We start from the raw sequence: 23,235 nt of genomic DNA, 5'->3' as shown, positions 1-23,235 counted from the left end.
AGGCCGACGTCGTCCTCGTACATCTGGGGTGGCCGGACCTCACCGATACCATTTGTCGTCTTCCATGCCATTCACTATCTGCGGCTGATCTCGCCGCTCCAGTGGATCAAGTTCGTGGTGCGGCGGAGGATGTCCGCGCGGCCGACGACCAATCTGCGGCCGGACTTCCCCTCCGCGTTCACGGAGTGGTACTTCCTGAGTGTCCTGGCGCTCACGCTGTGCCTCTACCTGACCAGAGCGCCGTCCCACCCGGCCCTCCTTACGCTCGAATGGGTCCTGCTCATCGAGGCGAACGTCTGGATCTTCTACTACCTGCTGCTGCGGGGATTCCTGGAGACGCGGTACACGATCTTCCATCCGGCGGAATACCTGCTGACGTTCCCGATCGTGCTCGCGAGCGTTGCCACGCTGGCCGCGCTGATCACCGGGCGGCCGATCAACGAACTGCTCGTGGATGCGGTGGGGAATCCGCAGAAGGGGGATGCGGTCGGGGTCGGCGTGGCGGTTGCCTCGCTCTTCTACCTTGGTGTAGCAATTTCAGTTGTGCTCAGCTCACACCCCGGCATCAAGACCCGCTCGCCACAGAATCTGGTGATCATCGGCGCCGGGGACGTCACGATCAACCGCACGCTCCCGGGGCTGCTCGCGCTCGGCTACGACCGCGACGACATCCTGGTCGTCACGGCGGATGAGGCGACCCAGGGTGATCGCGCGACGATCGAGAGGCGTGCGGCACGGCTGCTGGTCGCGCCGCCCGATCAGGTGCTCCGGACCTCGCTGCGTGAACGCTCACCCACGGTCATCGCCTCACCGACCGCGGCTCACTTCGGACAGGTGACGCAGCTGGCGGACGCGGGCGTCCCGTTCGCGGTGGAGAAGCCGATCGTGTGGTCGCGTGCGGAGCGGGAGATCCTGCGCGCGCAGCCGAGCCTGATGGCCAACGGGTTCGCGCTCAGCTACTACTCGCTCGAGAAGGCGCTGCCGCTGACGTACATCATGAATCCGCTGCCCGTCTACCGGCGCTTCCTGATCAGCGAGCCGGCCTCACTGATCAGGAGCACCGAGCTGGCCGCGGCGCGGGAGACCCTGGGCGACCTCGTCTCCGCGCGTGTGGAACTGCTCGAGGGCGTCTCGCGGTCACCGCGCGGGCAGCAGCGGCTGTGGACGGAGCTTCCCGGGACGCTACGGCCGTTCGTGGAGACGACCGTGCATCCGCTGCTGGTCATCCGGCACGTCACGGGCGAGGCGGCGCCGCGGTGGGACAGCTGCGTGATCGGGCGGTACGCGCCGCGCGCCCGGGAGATCCTCGACGCCACCGGCCAGGAGATCGCGCCGACCTGGATCGAGGCGCACGGCACGATCGGTGACGCCCGTATCAGCATGCGGGTCGGCAAGTACGTGCCGGACGCGCTGACCCGGCGACAGGCCTCGTTCGAATTCACCCACGGCGGCATCACCTGCGACTTCGACGCCCGGACCGCGACCGTCGTGGTGGGCGGGGAAACGCTCGGCACGGTCGGGATCGGCGGCGGCAGCCTGCGGACCAACTATGCGGTGCTCATGTCGATGTTCATCGAGTTCTCGCTCAACGGGTGGGGTGCGGTCCGCTTCGACGACCTCCCCCGTCAGCTGGACGCGCTGGACTGGTGGGACGACCTGTGCAGCCGGGTCGAGGCGGTCGGGGTGCCGTGCCACTCCTACGAGAACGCTCCGCCGGACGCGCCCGCGACCCCGCTGTAGGGCCTTTCGGCCCGCCCCACCGCTGCTCACCGGCCCTGCCGGTCGGCGCCTCCCCGGTCGTACCGTCGAGGGGCTGGAGGTGGTTGTCGTGAAGGATCTGCGGGTCGGCGACGTGATGACGGCGGATGTGGTGACGGTGACGGCAGGGACGCCGTACCGGAAGATCGTGGACGTGCTGATGCGGCGGCGGGTGAGTGCGGTGCCGGTTGTCGACGACATGGGGCGGGTGCTCGGGGTCGTGTCGGAGACGGATCTGCTGCACAAGATCGAGTTCGCGGATCAGGAGCAGGCGCCGAGACTGTTCGAGAGCCGGCGGAACCGGCGGGCCCGCGCCAAGGCGGACGCGGTGACCGCGGCCGACCTGATGTCCGCGCCGGCGAGCGTGGCGCTGCGGTCCACGTCGATCACCGAGGCGGCGCGGCGGATGGACGCCGGGCGGATCAAGCGGCTGCCGGTCGTCGACGCGCTGGGCCGGGTGGTCGGCATCGCGACCCGATCCGACCTGCTCAAGGTGCACCTGCGCTCGGACGGGGACATCCGGGCGGACGTCGAGCAACTGCTGGGGGTCGACGCGGTCACGGTGACGGTCTCGGACGGCACGGTCACCCTGGCCGGCGAGCTGGACCGGCGCACCTCGGTGGAGATCGCGGTCCGGCTGGCACGGCAGGTGCCGGGCGTGGTCGAGGTGACGGACTCGCTCACCTACGCGTTCGACGACACGGCTGTGCTCTACCCGGTGTTCTGAACCGAGGCCGGCACCGCAACACTGATTACGTCCAGACCTAGAAAGCGGCCAGCACCGATCCGTTGTACTTCTGCGCGATGAAGTCCTTGACCTGCGGCGAGTGCAGCAGCTTCTCCAGCTTGACGATGCTCTCGTTCGTCTCGTCGCCGGTGCGGACCACGACCAGGTTCGCGTACGGGTTGTTCTCGCCGGTCTCCAGCGCCAGCGCGTCCTTGGCCGGGCTCAGGCCGGTCTCGATCGCGTAGTTGCCGTTGATCACGGAGATCGCGGTGTCCTCCAGGCTGCGCGGCAGCTGGGCGGCCTCGAGCGCCTCGAACGTGAGGTTCTTCGGGTTGCCGGTGATGTCCTGCTCCGTGGCCTTGACGCCGACGCCGTCCTTCAGCGTGATCAGGCCGTTCGTGGCCAGCAGGCTGAGCGCGCGGCCGGAGTTGGACGGGTCGTTCGGGATCGCGACCACGCCGCCCTCGGGCACGTCGGCCAGCGCCTTCACGGTCTTGGAGTAGACGCCGAGCGGCTCGATGTGCACGGGCTTGAGCGGCGTGAACGTGTAGCCCTTGGAGGCGATCTCCTCCTCCAGGTACGGGATGTGCTGGAAGTAGTTCGCGTCCAGCTGCCTGTCCTGCAGCGCGGTGTTCGGCTGGATGTAGTCGTTGAACTCGACTATCTCGATCTTCAGGCCTTCGGCCGCGGCGAGGTTGTCGCTCACGTACTTCAGGATCTCCGCGTGCGGGACCGGGCTGACCCCGACCTTGATCGTGCCGCCGGCCGCGGTCTCCTCGCTGCCGGAGTCGTTGCCGCAGGCCGCCAGCCCGATCAGGAGCGAGGTGGCGGCGGTGAGCGCGACGAGGGTACGACGCATCGTCTTGACCTTCCTTGTAAGGATATTTCGGGATAAAACCGCCCGGTGACGGCGGTGCTTGTGAAGCGGCCACGGGCCTGGTCCGGGGAGGGTACGGTCAGCGCGTCTAGCGGTGGGACAGGCGGCGCACCACGAGGTCGCCGAGGCTCTGTACCGCCTGGACGAAGAGGACCAGCACCACGACCGTGGCGACCATGACCTCGGTCTCGAAGCGCTGATAGCCGTACCGGATGGCCAGGTCCCCGAGACCGCCGCCACCGACGGTCCCGGCCATCGCGGAGTAGCCGACCAGCGCGATGATCGTGATCGTCAGCCCTGCCGCCAGGCCGGGACGCGCCTCGCGCAGCAGCACCTTGTAGACGACCTGCCGGCGGGACGCACCGGAGGCGATCGCGGCGTTGACCACGTCGCGCGGCACCTCACGGATCGCGGTCTCCACGATCCGCGCGAAGAACGGGATCGCGCCGATGGTCAGCGGCACGATCGCGGCCTCGGTGCCGATCGTGGTGCCGACGATCGCCCGGGTGAACGGGATGACCGCGACCAGCAGGATGATGAACGGCAGCGAGCGGCCGACGTTGACGATCAGCCCGAGCACCAGGTTCACCGGCCACGCGGACAGCAGCCCGCCGCGCTCGGTGAGCACCAGCAGCACGCCGATCAGCAGCCCGCCGAGCGCGGTGATCGCGGTGGAGATCCCGACCATGTAGATCGTCTCCCACAGCCCCTCACCGAGCAGCGGCCAGATGTCTTCCCAGGTCATGCCTTCGTCTCCGTGTCGTCGCGGTCCGTCGAGACCTGCGCGTCGGCAGCCGGCTCCGCCGGGATCCGCCCGTCGCCCGGCAGCTCACTCGGCGCCGGCTCGCCGCCCGGCGGCTCCGCCGGGACCCGCGCATTGCCCGGCGACTCCGTCGAGACCGGCGACTCCGTCGGGATCCCCGCCTCGCGCAGCCAGGTGACGATCGGTGCGTTCTGGGCGCCGTCGCCGGGCAGGACCAGGCGCAGCCGACCGGCGCGGGTGGCCGCGAGCTGCTCGATCGTGCCGCCGAGGATCCGGACGTCGACCTCGAAGCGGCGGGCCAGCTCCGCGATGAGCGGCCGTTCCGCCTGGTCGCCGCTGACCGTCACGTCCACGATCGTCCGGCCGGGCAGGGAGGGCGCCGGGCCGAGGCGCAACAGCTCGGCGGCCAGCTCGGAGCCGGGCCGGGCCAGCACCTGCTCGATCCGGCCGGACTCGGTGAACCGGCCGTCCCGCATGATCGCGGCGGAGTGGCAGATGCGCTTCACCACGTCCATCTCGTGCGTGATCAGCAGGATGGTCAGGCCGAGCCGCTTGTTCAGGTCCGCGAGCAGCTCCAGGATCGAGCCGGTCGTCTCCGGGTCGAGCGCGGACGTGGCCTCGTCGGAGAGCAGCACGGCCGGGTCGCCGGCCAGCGCCCGCGCGATGCCGACGCGCTGCTTCTGGCCACCGGAGAGCTGTGCCGGGTACGCCCCCGCGCGCTCCTCCAGCCCGACCAGCTCCAGCAGCTCCGCGACGCGACGGGCGCGCGCGGCCCGGCCGAGGCCGGTGACCTCCAGCGGGAACGCCACGTTCCCTGCCACGGTGCGCGAGCTGAGCAGCGCGAAGTGCTGGTGGATCATGCCGATCCGCTGCCGTTCCCGCCGCAGCCGTCGCTCCGGCAGCGTGGTCAGCTCGACGCCGCCCACGGTGACGGTGCCGGAGTCGGGCCGCTCCAGCAGGTTCACACTGCGCAGCAACGTGCTCTTGCCCGCGCCGCTGCGACCGAGCACGCCGTAGATCTCACCCTCCGGGACGTGCAGGCTGACGCCGTCGAGGGCGGTCACCGGCCCGCCCCGCGAGCGGTAGACCTTGCGCAGGTCTTTGAGGCTGATCACGAAATAAGTCCTGGTGGGCTGGGGGTCCGAGGGGAGCACGACGGGGAGTGTCACCCGGTCGCGCTCGGCAACATTACACTACTTGCCCGATAGGTTTTAGAGACTTTCGGCGCACAGTGAGCGCGGTCTCACGCCCCACCAAGCCGGGCCACAGGTCCCGCGCGACTACACCCTGCCAGCCTCCGGACGGCCCCGCCCGTTCCGCCCCGCTTTCTGTGCCCCGCGTAACACCGCCGCAACAGATCCCGAATGGCGGGACGGCGGCCCGACAAGCGCGCCACCAGCGGTTTTTCTGGACCACCCACGGATCCGGCGGCCCGCGGGAGCATGCGGAAGGTGACCCGCGGTGAAGCGGGAAGATCAAAGGTTTCGATCTTCGCCGAAGGCGTGTTTGAATGCATCATGATCGATGCGGGCGGCTGGGGCGGGCGGATCGGCGCGGCGCTGGTGGCGGTGATGCTGGCGGCGGCTCCGGCGGCGGGGTCAGCGCCCAGAACCACGGCTGCACCGCTCTATCCGGTGGTCGGCGCCGGGACCGCGTTTCTGGATCACGCGTCGTTGCTCGGGGACGTGCCGGAGAAGGCGTGGTACGAGGGGAACATCCCGTTCGTCGATCTGCCGGACGAGGACGTCGAGGACACGTACTACTACCGGTGGCGCACGTTCAAGGAGGCGTTGAAGTACACCGGGCCGAAGGACGGGTGGATCGTCACGGAGTTTCTCGGGCCGGTGGGATATTCGGCGCCGTTCGGCGGGATCAACGCGGCGGCCGGGCATCACATCTACGAGGGGCGCTGGCTGCGGGATCCGCGCTATCTCGACGACTATGTGGACTACTGGCTGACCGGGTCCGGTGCGGGGGCGAAGCCGGCGACCGAGGGGCTCAACGACAACGCGACCGATTGGGCCCATCAGTATTCGTTCTGGGCCGTGGACGCCGCGGTCGCGCGGGCCGAGGTGAGCGGCGACTGGCGGTTCGTGCTGGATCGGCTGCCGCAGCTGACGAAGCAGTACGAGACGTGGAAGGCGAGCAACTTCGATGCCGCGCGCGGCATCTACTGGCAGGTGCCGGTGTGGGACGCGATGGAGTTCACGGCGGGGTCGTACCAGACGGAGGATCCCTACCACGGCGGTGACGGTTTCCGGCCGACGCTGAACGCGTACCAGTACGGCGACGCCCGCGCGCTGGCCGCGCTGCTGCGGAAGAAGGGTGATGCGCAGGCCGCACGCCGCTACGACCGCGAGGCGGACGCGCTGCGCACGAAGACCCAGCAGCAACTGTGGGACGGCGACTTCTACAAGCACGTGCAGCGCGACGAGACCGCGCCGATCGAGGACCGCGAGCTGATGGGCTACGTGCCCTGGTACTTCCACATGCCGCCGACGGAGAGCGCGGTGGCGTGGGCGCAGCTGACCGATCCGCAGGGGTTCGCGGCGCCGTTCGGCCCGACGACGGCGGAGCGGCGCAGCCCGTGGTTCATGCACGAGGCGCTGAACGGGTGCTGCCGGTGGAACGGGCCGTCCTGGCCGTTCGCCACGAGCCAGACGCTGACCGGGCTCGCGAACCAGTTGCTGGACTACCCGGCACAGTCCTATGTGTCCAAAAGTGACTATCAAGAGCTGCTGCGACGGTACGCCGTGACGCAGCGACGCAACGGCCGGCCGTACGTGGCGGAGGCTCACCACCCGGACGAGGACCGGTGGCTCTACGACGGGCGCGGGCACAGCGAGGACTACAACCACTCCACGTTCACCGACCTGGTGCTGTCCGGGCTGCTCGGCATCCGGCCGCAGCAGGACGACACGGTCCGCATCGCGCCGCTCAACGACTACGACCACTTCGCGGTGGAGAACCTGGCGTACCACGGGCACAACCTGTCCGTGCTCTGGGATTCCGACGGCAGCGCGTACGGCAGGGGCGCGGGGTTCCGGGTCTTCGTCGACGGCCGGCAGGTGCTGCACCGGCCCACGCCGGGCGATGTGACGGTGCGGGTCGGCACTCTTTCCAGCCCGCAGCCGGAGCTGGTCGACGACGCCGCCAACGCCGCCGAGACCGGCTACCCGGCCGCCCGCGCCTCCTACACCTGGTCCGCGGACCGCGCGGCGGATGCGATCGACGGGCAGGACTTCCACCTCGACGTGCCGTCCACCCGCTGGACCTCCTACGGCTCACCACACGCGAGCAACCACCTCGAGGTCGACCTCGGCGCCGCGACCGTGGTCTCGGACGTGCGCGTGGTGTTCTACGACGACGGCGGCGGGGTGCGCACGCCCCCGTCGTTCGCGCTGCAGTACCAGGCCGCGGACGGGACCTGGCAGGACGTGCCCGGTCAGACGCGGTCCCCGGCACAACCGGTGGGCCGGGACGTGAACCGGATCGTGGTCGACCCGCCGCTGACCACGGACCGGCTGCGGGTGGTCGCACCCGGCGTCTTCGGCATCACCGCGCTGCAGCTCTGGCGCGCCCCTGACCAGCGGATCAGCCTGTCGCTGCCGCCCACGCTCGCGGTCGATCCGGGCACGCAGGTGACGGTGCGCGGGTCGGTGCGCGCGTCCGTGGCCGTGCCGGACGCGCGGGTGAGCCTGGAGGTGCCGCGTGGCTGGACGGTCACGCCGGTCACCGCGCCGCCGCGGGTGCTGCGGGCGGGCGTGACGTATGACGTGGCGTGGCAGGTGGGCGTCCCGGCCGACGCGGATCCGAGCGCGGGCCTGCCGTTGCGCGTGCTGGCCCGGACCGGTGCCGGGGTCACCAGCGCGCTGACCACGACGACCTACGAGTTCGACCCGGCGGACTATCCGGTCACCGCGTGGGACGATGACTTCGGCACGGACCGGCTCGCGTCCTACCGGGTCGATCACCCGGTGGCGGAGCCGTCGCCCGCGCTGCGCGTCGCGGACGGCGCGCTGACCGCGGACGCCACGGCCCGCGCGTTCGCGGTGCTGGCCGCGCCGGTCGCCACGGATCCCGGCGGCACCGCGGTGATCGTGGAGCCACGCGCGTTCTCCGGTGCCTCGCCCGAGGACAGCCTGTTCACCGGCCTGTCCGGCGGGTCCGGCGACAACGCGCTGGCCTGGTACAACAACCACCATCGCACCTCGGGCGCGGACGTGCAGACCGGCGGCCGGGCCCGCCCGGAGGCGACCGGCGGCTGCTGCGCGAACGTCACCTGGGAGCCGGGCGACCGGTTCGCCGTGCTGGCGCGCTGGGGCCGGCTGACCACCTGGGTCGAGCACGACGGCCGCTGGGCGAAGGTGCACGACGCGCCGGTCTCGGCCGCGGTCGACGGCGCGACGCTGGCGTCCTGGTCCCCCGCGTTCGGGGTCCGGCTGGACGCCGGCACGCTCACCGTCGACCGCGTCACGGTGCTGCATCGGAGCTGATTGAGGCGGCGCGCTACTTGAAGACGGGGATCTCGCGAGCCTGCGCCAGGTACGACGTGCCGTTGGTGTAACCGGTCCCACCGGTGTCGTTGCCGAGCATACGGGTGGCGAGCCGGTAGTGGGTGCGGCGCCACGCGTCCACGGACGCGGCGAAGTCGGCCATCGCGGCGCCCACGGCCGCATGCTCCGCGAGCGTCAGGCGCGCGGTGCCGTAGGCCTCGTCGACGGACGGCAGACCGGTCATGACCAGCGCCTGCACCTCCGGTACGTTCTCGTAGGCGGCGGAGCCGAGGCGGGCCGGGTCGGGGCGCCGGGCCAGGCTCTCCATCAGCTTGTAGTGCCGGGACTGGATGGCGCTGGCGCCCTCGGTCCACTGCCGGAAGCGCCGGAACGCCTCCACCCGCATGGTCGCCACCACCGACCACATTGGACTGACCTCCCGCAGCAGCGCGGCCGCGTGGTGCAGTGCCTCCTCCGCGGCGGCCGCGTTGCCCGCGGTGAGCGCGCCCGCGGCCGACTCCAGGTCGCGAACCAGTGCGGCGAACGAGGTCTCGAACGTCTGCAGCACGCGGATGAAGAGATATTCGTCGTGCACCACGTCGACCGGCAGGATGCTGCACCGGAGCATGAGCCGCTGGTCGTCGCTCATCTTCGAGTCGACCATCTCCCAGACCGTGCGCGCGTCCGTGTCGGGCATCGCCCAGCCGAGCCGGTCCAGCGCGGGACGGATCACGCGCAGGCCGTGCCGCAGCCGCTTCTGCACCAGCGCGTCGTCCGGCGGCATCACCGGGAGCGGGCCGGCCGGGTCGTCACAGGCGGCCAGCTCGAAGCGCATCAGGTCGGCCACGAGCAGCACCGTGAGCGTGTCGCGGTCCGGGAAGTGCGGCGTGAGCAGTGGCAACGCCAGGTAGGAGCGGTAATCGTAGGTGCCGTCGCGCTTGTCCAGCAGCACGTCCAGGAAGGACAGCAGCGTGCCGGTCGCCTGTGACCGGGCCTCGCACAGCGCGTCGAGCAGGCCGTCAGGAACAAGAGCCTTACCCCATCGGCGGTACGCGGTGAGCACGGCCTGGTAGGGGAAGTCCCCGCCACCCACGGTCCACGTCCGCACGAACACAGCTTCAGCGCTCATGATCCGTACCCCTTGGTGATCTCGGTCCTGATCTGCCACAGCTTCGGGAAGAGTTTCTGTGCGATGAGCCGGGCCAGCGTGTCGACCGGAGTCCCCTGCGTGCCCAGCACGGCGTGCCCGATGATCCGGGTCGCGATCTTGTAGTGCTCGGTGCGCCAGAGCGCGATCCGCTCGTCCAGCGCCACGAGGGATTCCGCAAGACGGTAAAGCGCCGTCGTGGGATCCCCGAGGTAGAGCGAACGGAGGTCCGCGCCGTCCGCCTCCAGGCGGGCGTCGAACTCCCGGCCGAGGCGTCGCGCGGCCTTGCGCAACCCCTGCCAGCCAGGCGATTCGGCGCCGGAGCCGTTGCCCAGCGCGGGCCGGATGCGGTTGAAGTCGGCCGGCGTCAGGTGACGCAGCATGTCCAGTTGTTCGGTGATCAGCCGGAGCGCGGTGGCGGCGCGCTGCACCAGCAGCTCGGCCAGTCCGGTCTCGCCGGCCGCCACGTGCTCCGCCGCGCGGTCGAGCTGCGCGCCGGCAAGTTTGAGCCACAGTTCGGTGCTCTGGTGCGTGATCTGGAACAGCAGCTCGTCAGGGTGCACCCACTGGTCAGCGGTACGTTGCAGGTCCAGCAGCTCGTCGGTGCGCATGTACCGGACGTAGTCGTTGACACCCTCACCCGGAAGCACCGGTCTACTGTGGTCGGTTGTCACGAGCGAACCATATCGATCCCCAAACCACTTCAGAGCGTGATTTAGATATCACAACTAGCGATTTTCCCATGGCGCTCATAGTGGGATCATGCGCAAATCCCACGGGGCGCGAACGCGGCGCGTGCCGCCGGCCCTTGCGGGTCGGCGGCACGGCGCTTGAGCAGGTCCATCATGGATTCCCGCGGCTCACGGCCGGTCCGTCACCGGCGACGCAGCCAACCTAGAGCTCCACGACAATGATCGCCATGGATCCGATGCGATCCGGCACGTTCCGGCAGTGTCGGCCGCGTTCCGGTCGGAGTCAGCTGCCCAGGCGGCGGTAGCGGCGGATCGCGAGCGGCGCGAAGATCGCGATGAGGATCACGGGCCAGGCCACGGCGAGGAGGATCGCGTGGTCCGCGGCCCACGAATCGCCGCCGACCCCGGGATTGCCGAACAGGTCACGGGCGGCCGCGACCGTGGCGGAGATCGGGTTCCACTGCGAGATCGCGCCGAGCCAGGACGGCATCAGGTCCGGCGCGACGAACACGTTGGAGAGCGCGGTCAGCGGGAACGCCAGCGGGAAGACGATCACCGAGACCGTGTCCGGGTTCGGGACCAGGCTGCCCAGCCAGATGCCGACCCAGGTCAGCGCGATCCGGAGCAGCAGGATCAGCCCGATCGCGGCCAGCGCGGCGAGAATCCCGCGATTCGCCTCCCAGCCGACCAGCAGGCCGCAGACGATCAGCACGCTCATCTCCAGCAGCGCGCGGACCAGGTCGGCGGCGCTGCGCCCGGCCATCAGCGCGGAGCGCGCCGTCGGCATCGAGCGGAACCGGTCCCCCACGCCGCGGTTGATGTCGACCGCGACGCCGGTGGCGGTCGCGCCGAGCCCGTAGAGCATGGTCATCACGAACACGCCGGGCACCAGGAACTCGCGGTACGCGTCCCCGGAGACGGCCATGCCGGCGCCGAACACATAGCCGAAGACCAGCGTGAACATGATCGGCAGGGAGAAGTAGAGGACGATCTCCTCGGGTGCGCGGGCCACGTGCGTGAGGTAGCGGCCGGTCATGATGCGGGCGTCGTGGACGGCGTTCATGCCCGGCCTCCGGTCTGCGTCGCGGTCTGCGTCGAGTCGCCGGTCAGTGCGAGGAAGACCTCGTCGAGGGTGGGGCGGTGGACACCGAGGTCCAGGACCGTGATGCCCGCGTCCTGGAGCGCGCGGGCCGCGCCGATCAGCGCGCCGACCCGGTCCGTGACAGGGACCCTGATCCTGCGTGTTTCCGGGTCCACGTCCGCCTCGGCCGCGCCGAGGATCGCGGCCGTCCTCGCCAGCGCGTCCGCGTCCCGGACCGTGACCTCCAGGCGGTCCGCGCCGATGACGGACTTCAGCGCGTCCGGCGTGCCCTCCGCGACCACCCGGCCCGCGTCGATCACCGAGACGCGGTCCGCCAGCTGGTCCGCCTCCTCCAGTTACTGCGTGGTCAGCAGCACGGTCGTACCGTCCGCGACCAGGTCCCGGACCGCCTGCCACATCTGGTTACGGCTGCGCGGGTCCAGGCCGGTGGTCGGCTCGTCCAGGAACAGCACGGCCGGGCGGCGGATCAGGCTCGCGGCCAGGTCCAGGCGGCGCATCATCCCGCCGGAGTACGTCTGCGCCGACCGGTCCGCGGCCTCCGCCAGACCGAACCGTTCCAGCAGCTCGTCCGCGCAACGGCGGGCGTCCCGGGCGGGCAGGTGAAGGAGCCGGCCGAACAGGACGAGGTTCTGCCGGCCGCTGAGCAGTCCGTCCACCGCGGCCGACTGGCCGGTCAGGGCGATCCGCTCGCGTACTGTCGCAGGATCCTTCGTGACATCCGCACCGGCCACCTCGGCCCGGCCGGAGTCGAAACGCAGCAGCGTGGTGAGGATCCGGACCGCGGTGGTCTTTCCCGCGCCGTTCGGCCCGAGCAGACCGTGCACGGTGCCCGCCTCGACGGCCAGTGAGAAGCCGTCGAGCGCGGTCGTACCCGAGTAGGTTTTTCGCAGTTCTTCGGCGAGGACGCCGGAGGTCGTGGTCATGCGATGACGGTGGCGGGCGACGCTGACCGGGCGCGCACGGATCACTGACCGGACACGCACGGCTCGGTGGGGCGGTCCCCACGTCGTTCCAGCAGCATGGCGCAGAACGCTAGGGCGTGTCCTCGGCGCGGGCGGTCAGGGCGGCCAGGCCGGCGACGGCCTCGGTCAGCGCGGCGGTGCCGTCCGGGCCGGGGCCGAGCGCGAGCACCTCCCGGAAGCGGCGGCCGGCCTCGGCGTCGTCGCCGTCCTGTGCGGCGATCCGGCCGAGAAGGGCCAGGATCGTGACGCGGATACCGTACGAGCTGAACCAGTCCCACGGGCACTCGGCCAGCGCGGCCAGGCACAGTCGCTTCGCCTCGGGACGGTCGCCGCGGCGCAGGGCCAGCCGTCCCAGGCCGAGCAGCGCGGCCGAGATCAGCTCCAGCGCGCCGCACCCGCGCGCCAGCGCCACGGCGCGCGTGAAGTCCGCCGACGCGCCGTCCACGTCGCCGGTGGCCAGCCGGATCTCCGCGCGGCTGCGCAGCAGGTCCGCGGCATCCACGGTGGAGCCCAGCTCGTCCGCGAGCCGCAGTGCCGCGTCCATCCGCTCCCGCAGCGCGTCCTGATCGCCGCGCGCGGCGTCGAGTTCGGCCAGGCTGTTCAGCGCGATCATCGTGCCCCAGCGCTCCCCCAGCGCGCGGAAGCTGTCGAGCGCGGCCCGGAACTCACGTTCGGCTCGATCCGGCGGTCCGCCGTCGAGCAGCACCATCCAGCCCGCACCGATCGCGGCGAGCGCCTCGCTCCACGGGTCGCCGCGCAGGCCGGCCCGCAGGCGCTCGTGGATTTCCGGCAGATCCTCCTGCCATTCGGGCAGCGGCCCGGAGACGATCGCGGACAGGTAGAGCAGGAACGGTTGCCGCGGCGGCGCGGTGATCCCGGCCAGATACGACACCTCAGGGGCGCCCTTCATACCGGAAATTTCCTGCGATCCGCTGACCTGCGGCGCCGGCGCCGCGCCCAGGCGGGCGATGAGCGTGCCCACCGCGTGTTCCTCGGCCAGGTCCGGGTTGCCGGCGAGGCCACGATCGTTCAGGACCGCGCGGGCCAGGTCCGCGGCCTCGGCCCGCAGGCCGCGCAGCCACCAGTAGAACGACAGCGCGGACAGCAGGCGCAACGCGGTCTCCGGGTCCGCGTCGCGGACGGCGGCCTGGAGGTTGTCGCGGTCCGCGTCGAGGCGGCGCAGCGCGTCGAGCTGGCGGGCGCCGCGCAGGAGGGGGTCGGCGGTGAGCGCGGTCTCCAGGAAGAAGGCAGCGTGCCGGGCGCGCAGCGTGGCGGACTCGCCGGCATCGTCGCGCCGCTCCGCGCAGAAGGCCCGGATCGTCTCCAGCATCCGGTAGCGGTCGCCGTCGCGTTCGATCAGCGACTTGGACACCAGGTCGGCGAGCAGGTCCACGGTGTCCGGTCCGAGGCCGCAGACCGCCTCGATCGCGGCCAGCCCGGCACCGCCGCGGAAGATCGTGAAACGTCGGGCCAGCGCGCGTTCCGGCACGCTGAGCAGCTCCCAGCTCCACTCGACGACCGCGCGGAGCGTGCGCTGCCGTTCCGGCGCGGTGCGGCTGCCGCGGCTCAGCAGGCGGAACCGGTCCCCGACCCGCGCCGCGACCTCGGCCACCGGCAGGCCGTGCAGGCGCGCGGGCCCGTCTACCGCCGCGGGCCTTCGCTTCCCCGCAGGACCGCGCCCCACCGCGAACCCGCGATCCGCCTCGGACGGGTGCTCCGCCCGCAACAGCGCCGCATGCAGCACCGATAGCTCGGGCGACGGGTCCGCGCCCAGTTCGTCCGCGAGGATGCGGCGCGCGTCGGCGAAGACCGTGAGCGCTTCGGCCGGACGGCCCTCCGCGGCCAGCGCGCGCATCAGCAGCGCCCACGCACGTTCGCGGAACGGGTCCGCCGCGACCAGGTCACGCAGGCCGCCGATGATCGCGCGGGGTGTGCCCGTGGACAGCGACGCCTCGGCGTGCTCCTCGACGACACGCCGACGTGCCTCGACCAGGCGCGTGACCTGCGCTGCGGCGAACGGTGCCGTGCGCACGTCGGCCAGCGGATCCCCGCGCCACACGGACAGCGCATCGCGCAGCGCCTCGACGGCGCGCGCGGGCGAGCCGTCCGCCAGCGCCGCACGGCCGAGCGCGGCCAGGCGCGCGAAACGATGCACGTCGACCTCGTCCGGGTCGATCGCCAGCCGGTAGCCCGCGCCGTCGAACTCGACCGGCAGCAGACGCCGCAGCCGGGAGACCTGCGACTGCAGTGCGTTGGCCGCGCCGGCCGGTGGGTGCTCACCGTAGAGCCCGTCGATCAGGCGGCCCTGCGGGACCGGACGGCCCGCGTCGAGCAGCAGCATGGCGAGCAGCGCGCGCAGCCTCGCACCGCCGAGGGGCACCGGCTGTCCCCCGGCGTCCGCCGCCCGCACCGGGCCGAGAATCCCGAACCGCACCAGGCCATCATTCTTGCCCGCGCGGGACGCGGCGAAACCGCCCCCTCGATGCGGCGACGGCAGGCCGGACGGCGCACCGCACAAGGATCACGCCCCTGCCGGCGCCTCGTCCACCTTGACCGGAGGCTCCTCCGCCGGCGGTTCCCCGGCCGGAGGCGCCGGGTCCGTCAGCTGTTCGCGCAGGTAGTTCCAGGAGACCGCGATCAGCGCCGCCACGGGCACCGCCAGCAGCGAGCCCACGATCCCGGCCACGCTGCCGCCCAGCGTGACCGCCAGCAGCACCACCGCCGCGTGCAGGCCCAGCCCGCGGCTCTGGATCATCGGCTGGAAGACGTTACCCTCCAGCTGCTGCACGGCCAGGATGATGAGCAGCACGATCAGCGCGTCCACCGGGCCCTCGAAGACCAGCGCGATCAGCACCGCGACGAGCCCGGCGAAGAGCGCGCCGACGATCGGGACGAACGCGGTGATGAACGTCAGCACGGCCAGCGGCAGCACGAGCGGCACGCCGACGATCCACAGGCCGAGGCCGATGAAAACGGCGTCGAGCAGGCCGACGAACGCCTGGGACAGCACGAACGAGCCGAGCGTCCGCCAGCTGCGCGCCGCGATCTCCGGCACGTCGACGGCGAGCCGGCCGGGCAGCTGCCGGCCCAGCCAGGGCAGGAACCGCGGCCCGTCCTTGAGGAAGAAGAACATCAGGAACAGCGCGAGCACCACGGTGACCAGCCCGTTGACGACCGCGCCGACGCCGGTGACCGTGTAGTTCACGATGCTGCCGATGCTCGCCTGGATCTTGTCGACCGCGGTGTTGAACGCGGACGTGACCTGGTCGTCGCCGATGTTGAGCGGCGGCCCCGAGGCCCACTCGCGCAGCTTGTTGATGCCGCCGGTCACGCCGTCCGCGAGTGCCGGCCCCTGACTGGCGACCGGCACCACGATGCCGACGATGATCCCGACCGCGACCAGGAGGAACACCAGCGTCACCAGCGTCGCGGCGAGCGCGGGCGGCCAGCCGTGCTTGCGCAGGAACGCGGTCGGCGGCCAGGTGAGCGTGGTGAGCAGCAGCGCGACGGTCAGCGGCCAGACGACCGGCCACGCCCAGCCGAGCAGCTTCAGCAGCACGAGGCCGAACAGCATCAGGACGAGCAGCTGCACGGCGACGAGCGCGGAGGTGCGCAGGGCGGATCGGCTCTTGGCCGCGTTCAGGACCTTCACACGACGTACCCTATGGGATCTCGGCTGTCACCACCCGCTGGACGCGACGCTGACCAGCGGCCGCACCGGCACCCCCTCCTTCACGGCCTCCAGGAACGACACGATCTCGGCGGCGACGGACCGGTGCTGGAGGTCGTTGAGCACGTCGTGGTGGGCGCCGCGCACCACGGCCAGACGCGCGGCGGGCAGCGTCTCGGCGAGCCCGGCCAGCGCCTCGTGATCGGCCAACGGGTCAAGATCACCGATCAGCAGCAGATGGGGTACGCCGGAGCCGCCCGCATACGCCGCGGCCAGCAGTGACGGGTCCACCGGCGTGGCAAATGCGCCGGTCGGCTCGTCACCGAGCACGCCGCGATGCGTGGGGCAGTGCGTGCGCCCGTCGAGTTCGTCCGCGTCCAGGCTGCCGCCGCCGGGCAGGCCCGCGAGCACGACCGCGTCCGGGCGCAGACGGTCACCGTGCACCGCCACCCGCACCGCGCCGAGGTCCGCGCCGACCAGCACCAACGGCCGCACCAGATCGTCCGAGGGCACAAAATCATCAAGATCATTCAAAACGATCACACGGTACGCGTCCCCGGCCACGCGCCGGCCAAAGCGCTGATAGGCGAGCTCGCTGTCCCCCCGCCCCGGCACGACCACCACTGTCCCCCGGACCTTGAGCCCGGCGGGCGCCTCGTACACGCTCATGACTGATTCCCCTTCCATCCGAGCGCGGGTGCCACCTCGGCCGCGATCAGCTCCAGGGCCCGCAGTGACGCGTCCCGGTCGGGCACCCCCGGGTTGAACTGCGCGATCAGGTCCTGCCCGTCCGCGTAGGTGCCCCGCACGTGGGTCAGGAAGCCGAGTCTCATGCGGCCGCCCACCTGTTCTCCGGGATCGGCAGGCCCAGGTTCCCGCGCAACGTGTCCGCGTCATAGTCGGTGCGGGCCAGCCCGCGCTTGCGCAGCAACGGCAGCACGTCGCCGACGAACCTCTCCAGATCCTCGTGGGTACGGAAGCCGAGGTTCAGCCCGTCGAACGCGCCCGCGCCGAACCACTCCGCGATCGTGTCCGCCACGGTCCGCGGGTCCCCGGTGAACGGCGACGGCTGATACTCGGTGAACGCCAGCACGGTCTCGCGCAACGTCAGCCGCTCCTCGCGTGCCCGCCGCACGATCTCGGCCCCGCGCGTGCGCCCGCTGCGTTCCGCGAGCGCGGCCACGTCCGGAAACGGCGCGTCCAGGTCATATTGCGTGAAGTCGTGCGCGCCGAACGTCCGGCCGAACGCGCCGAGCTTCCGGTCGAAGTCGTTGTCCGCCTCGAAGATCTCCCGGGACAGCCGGTGCGCCTCCTCGTCCGTGCCCGCGATCACCGGCTGCGCGCCCTGGAAGATGACCACGTGGTCCGGGTTCCGGCCGGCCTCGCGGGTGCGCCGCTTGATGTCCGCGTAGTAGTCCCGGCTGGCCGCAAGCGTTCCGGTCGGCGCGTAGATGCCCTCGGCGACCTGCGCGGCCAGGTGGCGGCCCTCCTCGGACACGCCGGCCTGGAAGATGACCGGCTGGCCCTGCGGCGAGCGGGAGATGTTGAGCGGCCCGGCGACCCTGAAGTGCTCGCCGGCATGGTCGAGCGCGTGCAGCTTGGCCGGGTCCAGGAACACGTCGTCGCGGGCGAACGCGTCGTCCTCGTACGAGTCCCACAGCCCGCGCACCACGCGCACGTGTTCGAGCGCGCGGCCGTACCGTGTGGCGTAGTCGAGGTGTTCGTCGAGCCCGTAGTTCCGGGACGTGCCGGAATCCAGGCTCGTGACCACGTTCCACCCGGCGCGGCCGTGACTGATGTGGTCCAGCGACGCGAACCGCCGCGCCACGTTGAACGGCGAGTTGTAGGTGGAGCTGAGCGTCCCCACCAGCCCGATGTGGCGGGTGTGCGTGGCGACCGCGGACAGCAGCGTCAGCGGCTCCAGCCGGTTCAGGTAGTGCGGCGGGTAGGTCGCGTCGATGAACTGACTGTCCACGATGAACAGCGCGTCGAACGCGGCGTGCTCCGCGGCCTTGGCCTGTGCGATGTACCAGTCGATGTCGATGCTGGCGTTCCGCGGCACGCGCGGGTCCTTCCACAGGTGGTGCTGGCCGGGGCCGCCGACGCCGTACGCGCGCAACGCCAGCCTGATCTGCCGGGTCATGACACCGCTCCTTCCGAGGTCAGAAGCGCTCGCAGCGAGGCGCGGGCGGCCCGGTCGGCGGCGGCCGACCGCAGCGTGGGCGCGGAGCCGACGAGCAGCTTGGTGTAGGGGTGCGTGGGCCTGCTGATCACGTCGCGGACCGGCCCCTGCTCGACGATCTCGCCCCGGTAGAGCACGGCGACGCGGTCCGCGACGCCGGCGACCGAGCCGAGGTCGTGCGAGATGAACAGCAGCGACGTGCCGGCGTCCCGCAGCTGTTTGAGCAGCTCCAGCACGCGGACGCGGTTGCTGGAGTCGAGCGCGCTGACCGGCTCGTCCAGCAGCACCAGCCGGGGCTCGACGATGAGCGCGCGGGCGACCGCGACCCGCTGCCGCTGACCGCCGGACAGCTCACCGGGGAGGCGGTCGAGCAGCTCCGGGCCGAGGCTGACGCGTTTCAGCAGCTCGCGGGCGCGAGACGCGGCCTCCGCAAAAGACACGCCCTGGATGCGCAGCGGCTCGGTCAGCGACGACGCGATCGTCAGGTCCGGGTCGAGGCTGCGCAGCGGGTCCTGGAAGACGTACTGCACCACGCCCCGGCGCCGGAACGCCCGCCACTGCCGCGTGTTCAGCCCGGTCACGTCCGTGCCGTCGACCACGATCTGCCCGGCGGACGCGGGGACCAGGCCGAGCACGGCGCGGGCAAGGGTGGACTTGCCGGACCCGGTCTCGCCGATCACGCCGACGGTCTCGCCCGGCGCGACGCTCAGCGAGGCCCCGCGCAGCGCGTGCAGCTTCCCGTAACGAACCTCCAGCCCGTCAACGCGCAGCACCATGATCGGCTCCTTCCAGCGGGGCTCGTTCCCGCACGGCTCCTTCGAGGACAGCTCCTTCCAGCGCCGCCCCGTCGAGCGACAGGAACCGGTCCAGCCCGTACGACTCGTGCTCGTCGATCAGCAGCCGCGTGTACTCGTGCCGCGGCGCGTAGAGCACGTCCGACACCGGCCCCTGCTCCACCACCGCGCCGTCGCGCATGACCAGGACCTCGTCGCAGAGCTGCGCGACCACGGCCAGGTCGTGCGAGACCACGACCAGCGCGAGCCCGGTGCTGTCCCGCAGGTCCGCCAGCAGATCGAGGATCTCCGACTGCACGGTCACGTCCAGCGCCGTGGTGGCCTCGTCCGCGATGAGCACGCGCGGCCCGGCCGCGATCGCGGTGGCGATCAGCGCGCGCTGCAGCATCCCGCCGGACAGCTCGTGCGGATAGCGGCGGTACACGTCCGGCAGCCGCACCGAGTCCAGCAGTTCCACCGCCCGGTCGCGCGCGGCCCGGCGGCGCAGGCGCAGCTTGACCTGCAGCACCTCCGCTACCTGCGAGCCGACGGTCAGCGACGGGTTGAGGTAGGACGCCGGGTCCTGGAAGACCGCGCTGATCGTGCTGCCGCGCAGCGCGGTCCACTCCCTGGTGGAGAGCGTGGCGGTGTCTCTTCCGCCGAGCGAGACGGTCCCGGACGAGACCGTGAAGCCGGGCGGGAGGATGCCGAGCGCGGCCCGGCAGGTGAGCGTCTTGCCGCTGCCGGACTCGCCCACGATCCCGACCACGCCGCCGGCCGGCAGGTCGAACGAGACGCCGTGGACGAACTCACGGTCGCCCGCACTGATGTGCACATCCGTCAATTGAAGGCTCATGCCCGTACCCCCTTGGCGGTTATCAGGGCCTTTCCGCCCTCGCCGGAGACGTCGCGGATCGCGTCGGCCAGCAGGTTGCAGGCCCACACGGTGGCCATGATCAGGGCGGTCGGGAGCAGCGGCGCCCACGGCCGGAAGCTGAGGTAGCCCAGGTCGGCCGCGAGCACGCCACCCCAGGTCGGCGCCGGTGGCTGCACGCCGATGCCGAGGAAGGTCAGGCTGGACACGACCACGAAGCCGACGCCGGCGGTGTGCGCGAGCGCGACCGCGATCGGCGGCAGTACCTTGACCCACACGTGTTTGCGGACCACCCAGCCGATCGTGGCGCCGGAGACGATCGCGGCCTCCACGTAGGGCGAGCGGGCGACCGCGAGCGTGGCGGCGCGGGTGACCCGGTAGAACAGCGGCGAGACCATGATGCCGACCGTGAACATCGCCTGCGGGATGCCGTTGCCGAGCAGCGCGGTCACCGCGACCGCGAAGACCAGGAACGGCAGCGCGATGAGCGTGTCCGCCAGCCGCAGCGTCAGCCACTCGAAGACCGAGCCCAGGTAGACCGACAGGATTCCCGGGATCACGCCGACCACCATCGCCACCAGCGTGACCTGCGCCGCGCCGAGCACGCTGATCCGTGAACCGGCGAGCAGCCGGCTGAGGACGTCCCGGCCGAGGTAGTCGGTGCCGAGCGGGTGGGCGCCGGACGGCCCGGCGAGGATGCCGGCGCCACCTTCGAGCGGATCCTGGAAGGCCAGCAACGGGCCGAAGAGCGCCAGGGCCGCGATGACCAGGAGGATGGCGAAAGCGATCTTGCCGGTCGGAAGACGCAGCACGCGCAGCACCACGTCACACCCCCCGCGCCGAGGCCGGCGTGACCCGGGCCAGGATCACGTTGACCAGCAGGTTGAAGACCACGACCACCACCACGGAGACGACCAGCACGCCCTGCACGGCCGGCACGTCGCCGCGCTGCGCGGAGTCGGCCGCGAACTTGCCGAACCCGGCCATCCCGAAGATCGACTCCGTGACCACCGCGCCGCCGAGCAGCGCGGGGAACTTGAGGCCGAGCACGGACAGCGCCGGTCCCATCCCGTTGCGCAGCACGTGCCGGAAGAAGATCCGGCGCGGGCCGAGACCGCGGACGATCGCGCCGGTCACGTAGTTCTCCCGGTACGCCGCGACCAGCCCGGCCCGCAACTGCCGCGCCACGTCCGCGACCGTGTCGAAGCTGAGCGCGATCGCCGGGAGCGTGATGTGCGCCAGCCAGAGGCCGAGCCCGCGCTCCGCCGGCACGAAACCGGCGGACGGGAACCAGCCGAGCCCGACCGCGAACACCGCGACCAGCGCGATGCCGACCACGAACGACGGCATCACGGACACGAACGTCATGAACCCGGTGATCGCCCGGTCCACCCAGGTCGTGCGCCGCGCCGCGGCCAGGAACCCGAAGCCGAACCCGAAGATCACGCCGATGACCAGCGCCAGTCCGGCCACGGAGAGGCTGATGATCGCACCCTGGAGCAGCAGCGACGCGATGTCCGCGCCGTTGTACCAGCTGACGCCGAGGTCACCACGGAGCACGCCGGCGAACCAGTCGCCGTACTGGGTGAGGAACGGCCGGTCAAGACCCCACTCGTGCTCGATCGCGGCCACCGTCTCCGGCGTCGCGGACTCGCCGAGCTGCAGGTGGGCGGGGGTGAGCCCGCTCAGCGACCGCAGCGCGAACGTGACGAACGTGGCGACCAGGAACACCGGCACGAAGATCCCGACCGACTTCGCCAGGATTCTCATGGCGTCACCGTCAGCCCGGTCCAGTGGATCTGTCCCGGGATCGGCGCGATGTCGGACACCTTGGCACTCTTCACGAACAGGTTCGGCTGGGAGTAGGTGAAGACCAGCGCCCGGCTCTGCAATCCGGCACGCGTCGCGGCCTGGAGGTTCGTCCGATAGTCCGGCGAGTCCAGTGGCGTCTGGCGCGCGACGGCGACCGCTTCCGCGAAACCGGCCGGCTCATAAGGCGTCGACAGGTTCAGCGGGCCGTTCGGTCCGAAGTGGGCGGTCAGCGTCTGCACCGGCGACTCCCGGCCGGTCGTGCCGTAGATCGACAGCGCCAGGTCCTTCGCGAAGAACGGCGTGGCCCAGTTCGGGTCGACCTTGATGGTGACCGTGATGCCGACCGCGCCGAGCTGCGCCTGGATGATCTCCGCGGCCGTGGACTGCGCCGGGATGACCAGGTCGACCGCGACGTTCGTGGCGCCGGCGTCGGCCAGCAGCGCCTTCGCCTTGGCGACGTCGTAGGGGTACGCGTTCGCCACCGACTCGTCGTAGGCCGGGTAGCCCGGCGGGAACGGCTGGTCGGTGACCTCGCCGATGCCGAACGTGACCTTGTCGACGAACTCCTGCCGGTTGATCGCGTGCCGGACCGCGTCGACGACCTTGGGGTTGTCGAACGGCGGCTTGTTCACGTTGAGGCTGATGTTGGAGGCGTTGAAGCCCGGCTGGACCACCACGTCGAGCTTGGCGGCCGCCGCGGCCTTGACCTGGTTCGGCACCACGTTGGCCAGGTCGTAGACGCCGGTCTGCAGCCCGGAGACGATCGTCGCCGCGTCCGGCTCGGCCAGCAGTTCGACCCGCTCGATGTGGATGTTCGCCGCATCCCAGTAATCCGGATTTTTCGTCAGATAGACGTGCGAGCCCGGAACATTTTCGACAACCTTGAACGGGCCGGCGCCGACCGGGGACCTGTCCAGCGCGGCCGGGTCCACGTTCGGGCTGGAGATCTGCGCGACGCGCTCGCCCAGCAGCAGCGGGATCTGGTAATCGACCTGCGTCAGGTCCACCACCACGTCCCTGTCACCGCTCGCACTCACCGACTTGATCGACGTCAGGTCGCCGAACAGCGCGGAGTCCTTCTGCGTCTTCGCCCGCTCCAGGTAGGACTTCACCGCGGCCGCGTTCAACGGCGTACCGTCGGAGAACGTCAGGTTCGGGCGCAGGTGGAACGTGACCTGGTCGCCGGCCTCGTTGTAGGTCCAGCTCTCCGCAAGGCCGGGCACCGCCTCGCCCTTCTCGTTGATCTCGGTCAGCGAGGCGTAGGCCAGCGACAGGATCCGGAACTGCGCGCCACTGCCGCTCACCACCGGGTCCCAGTGCGCCGGCAACGTCACCGCCCAGCGCAGCGTCGGCACCGCATCGGCCGAGGCCACTCCCCCGGCGCACCCCGCAAGAGCCAG

Annotated in this window: 19 protein-coding genes and 1 pseudogene; 3 read left to right on the top strand and 17 right to left on the bottom strand. The window is 71.2% G+C overall.

What is annotated here, in order from left to right; translation table 11 throughout:
• Positions 1 to 129 precede the first annotated feature (129 nt).
• Both OP04_RS35745 and OP04_RS35740 read left to right on the top strand, forming a co-directional pair.
• The gene (locus tag OP04_RS35745) at positions 130 to 1,740 is read left to right on the top strand and encodes a Gfo/Idh/MocA family oxidoreductase (RefSeq protein WP_033344362.1); all 1,611 of its coding nucleotides are present in this window, start codon (positions 130 to 132) and stop codon (positions 1,738 to 1,740) included.
• A gap of 88 nt (positions 1,741 to 1,828) precedes the next feature.
• Positions 1,829 to 2,485 (top strand): CBS domain-containing protein, encoded by a 657-nt coding sequence (locus OP04_RS35740; RefSeq protein WP_033344361.1) that lies wholly within the window; start codon positions 1,829 to 1,831, stop codon positions 2,483 to 2,485.
• Between the two features lie 37 nt (positions 2,486 to 2,522).
• Here the strand turns inward: OP04_RS35740 and OP04_RS35735 are convergent, their stop codons facing one another.
• The 3 genes from OP04_RS35735 to OP04_RS35725 all read right to left on the bottom strand — a co-directional run bounded on the left by OP04_RS35735 (position 2,523) and on the right by OP04_RS35725 (position 5,279).
• Positions 2,523 to 3,344: a MetQ/NlpA family ABC transporter substrate-binding protein gene (locus OP04_RS35735; RefSeq protein WP_033344360.1), complete on the bottom strand. Its 822-nt coding sequence runs from the start codon at positions 3,342 to 3,344 to the stop codon at positions 2,523 to 2,525.
• A gap of 106 nt (positions 3,345 to 3,450) precedes the next feature.
• A complete protein-coding gene (locus OP04_RS35730; RefSeq protein WP_033344359.1) occupies positions 3,451 to 4,107 on the bottom strand; it encodes a methionine ABC transporter permease in 657 nt (218 codons plus the stop codon).
• A complete protein-coding gene (locus OP04_RS35725) occupies positions 4,104 to 5,279 on the bottom strand; it encodes a methionine ABC transporter ATP-binding protein (RefSeq protein ID WP_198154099.1) in 1,176 nt (391 codons plus the stop codon). The genes OP04_RS35730 and OP04_RS35725 overlap by 4 nt, the downstream gene beginning before the upstream one ends.
• Positions 5,280 to 5,642: 363 nt before the next feature.
• Here OP04_RS35725 and OP04_RS35720 point away from each other — a divergent pair, with 363 nt between their 5' ends.
• Positions 5,643 to 8,621 (top strand): MGH1-like glycoside hydrolase domain-containing protein, encoded by a 2,979-nt coding sequence (locus OP04_RS35720; RefSeq protein ID WP_051799603.1) that lies wholly within the window; start codon positions 5,643 to 5,645, stop codon positions 8,619 to 8,621.
• A 13-nt stretch (positions 8,622 to 8,634) separates the two neighbouring features.
• Here the strand turns inward: OP04_RS35720 and OP04_RS35715 are convergent, their stop codons facing one another.
• The 14 genes and pseudogenes from OP04_RS35715 to OP04_RS35650 form a co-directional block, all read right to left on the bottom strand.
• Complete coding sequence (locus tag OP04_RS35715; protein ID WP_051799602.1) at positions 8,635 to 9,750, bottom strand: tryptophan 2,3-dioxygenase family protein; 1,116 nt, start codon at positions 9,748 to 9,750, stop codon at positions 8,635 to 8,637.
• Positions 9,747 to 10,442, bottom strand: coding sequence for a tryptophan 2,3-dioxygenase family protein (locus OP04_RS35710; RefSeq protein WP_033344358.1), 696 nt, complete (start codon positions 10,440 to 10,442; stop codon positions 9,747 to 9,749). Before OP04_RS35710 ends, OP04_RS35715 begins: the two co-directional genes overlap by 4 nt.
• Before the next feature lie 301 nt (positions 10,443 to 10,743).
• On the bottom strand, positions 10,744 to 11,523 hold the full coding sequence (locus OP04_RS35705; protein WP_033344357.1) for an ABC transporter permease: 780 nt from the start codon (positions 11,521 to 11,523) through the stop codon (positions 10,744 to 10,746).
• Positions 11,520 to 12,485, bottom strand: a pseudogene (locus tag OP04_RS48730) (ATP-binding cassette domain-containing protein). The gene OP04_RS35705 and the pseudogene OP04_RS48730 overlap by 4 nt, the downstream one beginning before the upstream one ends.
• A gap of 109 nt (positions 12,486 to 12,594) precedes the next feature.
• Positions 12,595 to 14,958 (bottom strand): AfsR/SARP family transcriptional regulator, encoded by a 2,364-nt coding sequence (locus tag OP04_RS35695; RefSeq protein ID WP_051799601.1) that lies wholly within the window; start codon positions 14,956 to 14,958, stop codon positions 12,595 to 12,597.
• Positions 14,959 to 15,045: 87 nt separating this feature from the next.
• Positions 15,046 to 16,176: an AI-2E family transporter gene (locus tag OP04_RS35690; protein WP_232323866.1), complete on the bottom strand. Its 1,131-nt coding sequence runs from the start codon at positions 16,174 to 16,176 to the stop codon at positions 15,046 to 15,048.
• Positions 16,177 to 16,203: 27 nt separating this feature from the next.
• Positions 16,204 to 16,863 (bottom strand): alpha/beta hydrolase, encoded by a 660-nt coding sequence (locus OP04_RS35685; protein WP_033344356.1) that lies wholly within the window; start codon positions 16,861 to 16,863, stop codon positions 16,204 to 16,206.
• Positions 16,860 to 17,027: a hypothetical protein gene (locus OP04_RS35680; protein WP_198154098.1), complete on the bottom strand. Its 168-nt coding sequence runs from the start codon at positions 17,025 to 17,027 to the stop codon at positions 16,860 to 16,862. Before OP04_RS35680 ends, OP04_RS35685 begins: the two co-directional genes overlap by 4 nt.
• On the bottom strand, positions 17,024 to 18,337 hold the full coding sequence (locus OP04_RS35675; RefSeq protein ID WP_033344354.1) for an NtaA/DmoA family FMN-dependent monooxygenase: 1,314 nt from the start codon (positions 18,335 to 18,337) through the stop codon (positions 17,024 to 17,026). The genes OP04_RS35680 and OP04_RS35675 overlap by 4 nt, the downstream gene beginning before the upstream one ends.
• Complete coding sequence (locus tag OP04_RS35670; RefSeq protein ID WP_085067036.1) at positions 18,334 to 19,152, bottom strand: ABC transporter ATP-binding protein; 819 nt, start codon at positions 19,150 to 19,152, stop codon at positions 18,334 to 18,336. Before OP04_RS35670 ends, OP04_RS35675 begins: the two co-directional genes overlap by 4 nt.
• Entirely contained in the window at positions 19,136 to 20,005 is an 870-nt protein-coding gene (locus OP04_RS35665; protein WP_085067035.1) for an ABC transporter ATP-binding protein, read from the bottom strand. The genes OP04_RS35670 and OP04_RS35665 overlap by 17 nt, the downstream gene beginning before the upstream one ends.
• Entirely contained in the window at positions 20,002 to 20,835 is an 834-nt protein-coding gene (locus OP04_RS35660) for an ABC transporter permease (RefSeq protein WP_198154097.1), read from the bottom strand. Before OP04_RS35660 ends, OP04_RS35665 begins: the two co-directional genes overlap by 4 nt.
• 13 nt (positions 20,836 to 20,848) lie before the next feature.
• Complete coding sequence (locus tag OP04_RS35655; RefSeq protein ID WP_033344352.1) at positions 20,849 to 21,793, bottom strand: ABC transporter permease; 945 nt, start codon at positions 21,791 to 21,793, stop codon at positions 20,849 to 20,851.
• Positions 21,790 to 23,208, bottom strand: coding sequence for an ABC transporter substrate-binding protein (locus OP04_RS35650; RefSeq protein WP_198154096.1), 1,419 nt, complete (start codon positions 23,206 to 23,208; stop codon positions 21,790 to 21,792). Before OP04_RS35650 ends, OP04_RS35655 begins: the two co-directional genes overlap by 4 nt.
• Positions 23,209 to 23,235: the final 27 nt, after the last annotated feature.

It is taken from the genome of Catenuloplanes japonicus (genome assembly GCF_000717135.1).
In the GTDB taxonomy this organism is placed as follows: Bacteria; Actinomycetota; Actinomycetes; order Mycobacteriales; family Micromonosporaceae; genus Catenuloplanes; species Catenuloplanes japonicus.
The sequence above is the reverse complement of the archived record's forward strand: the minus strand, read 5'-3'. Positions and strand labels throughout refer to the sequence as shown.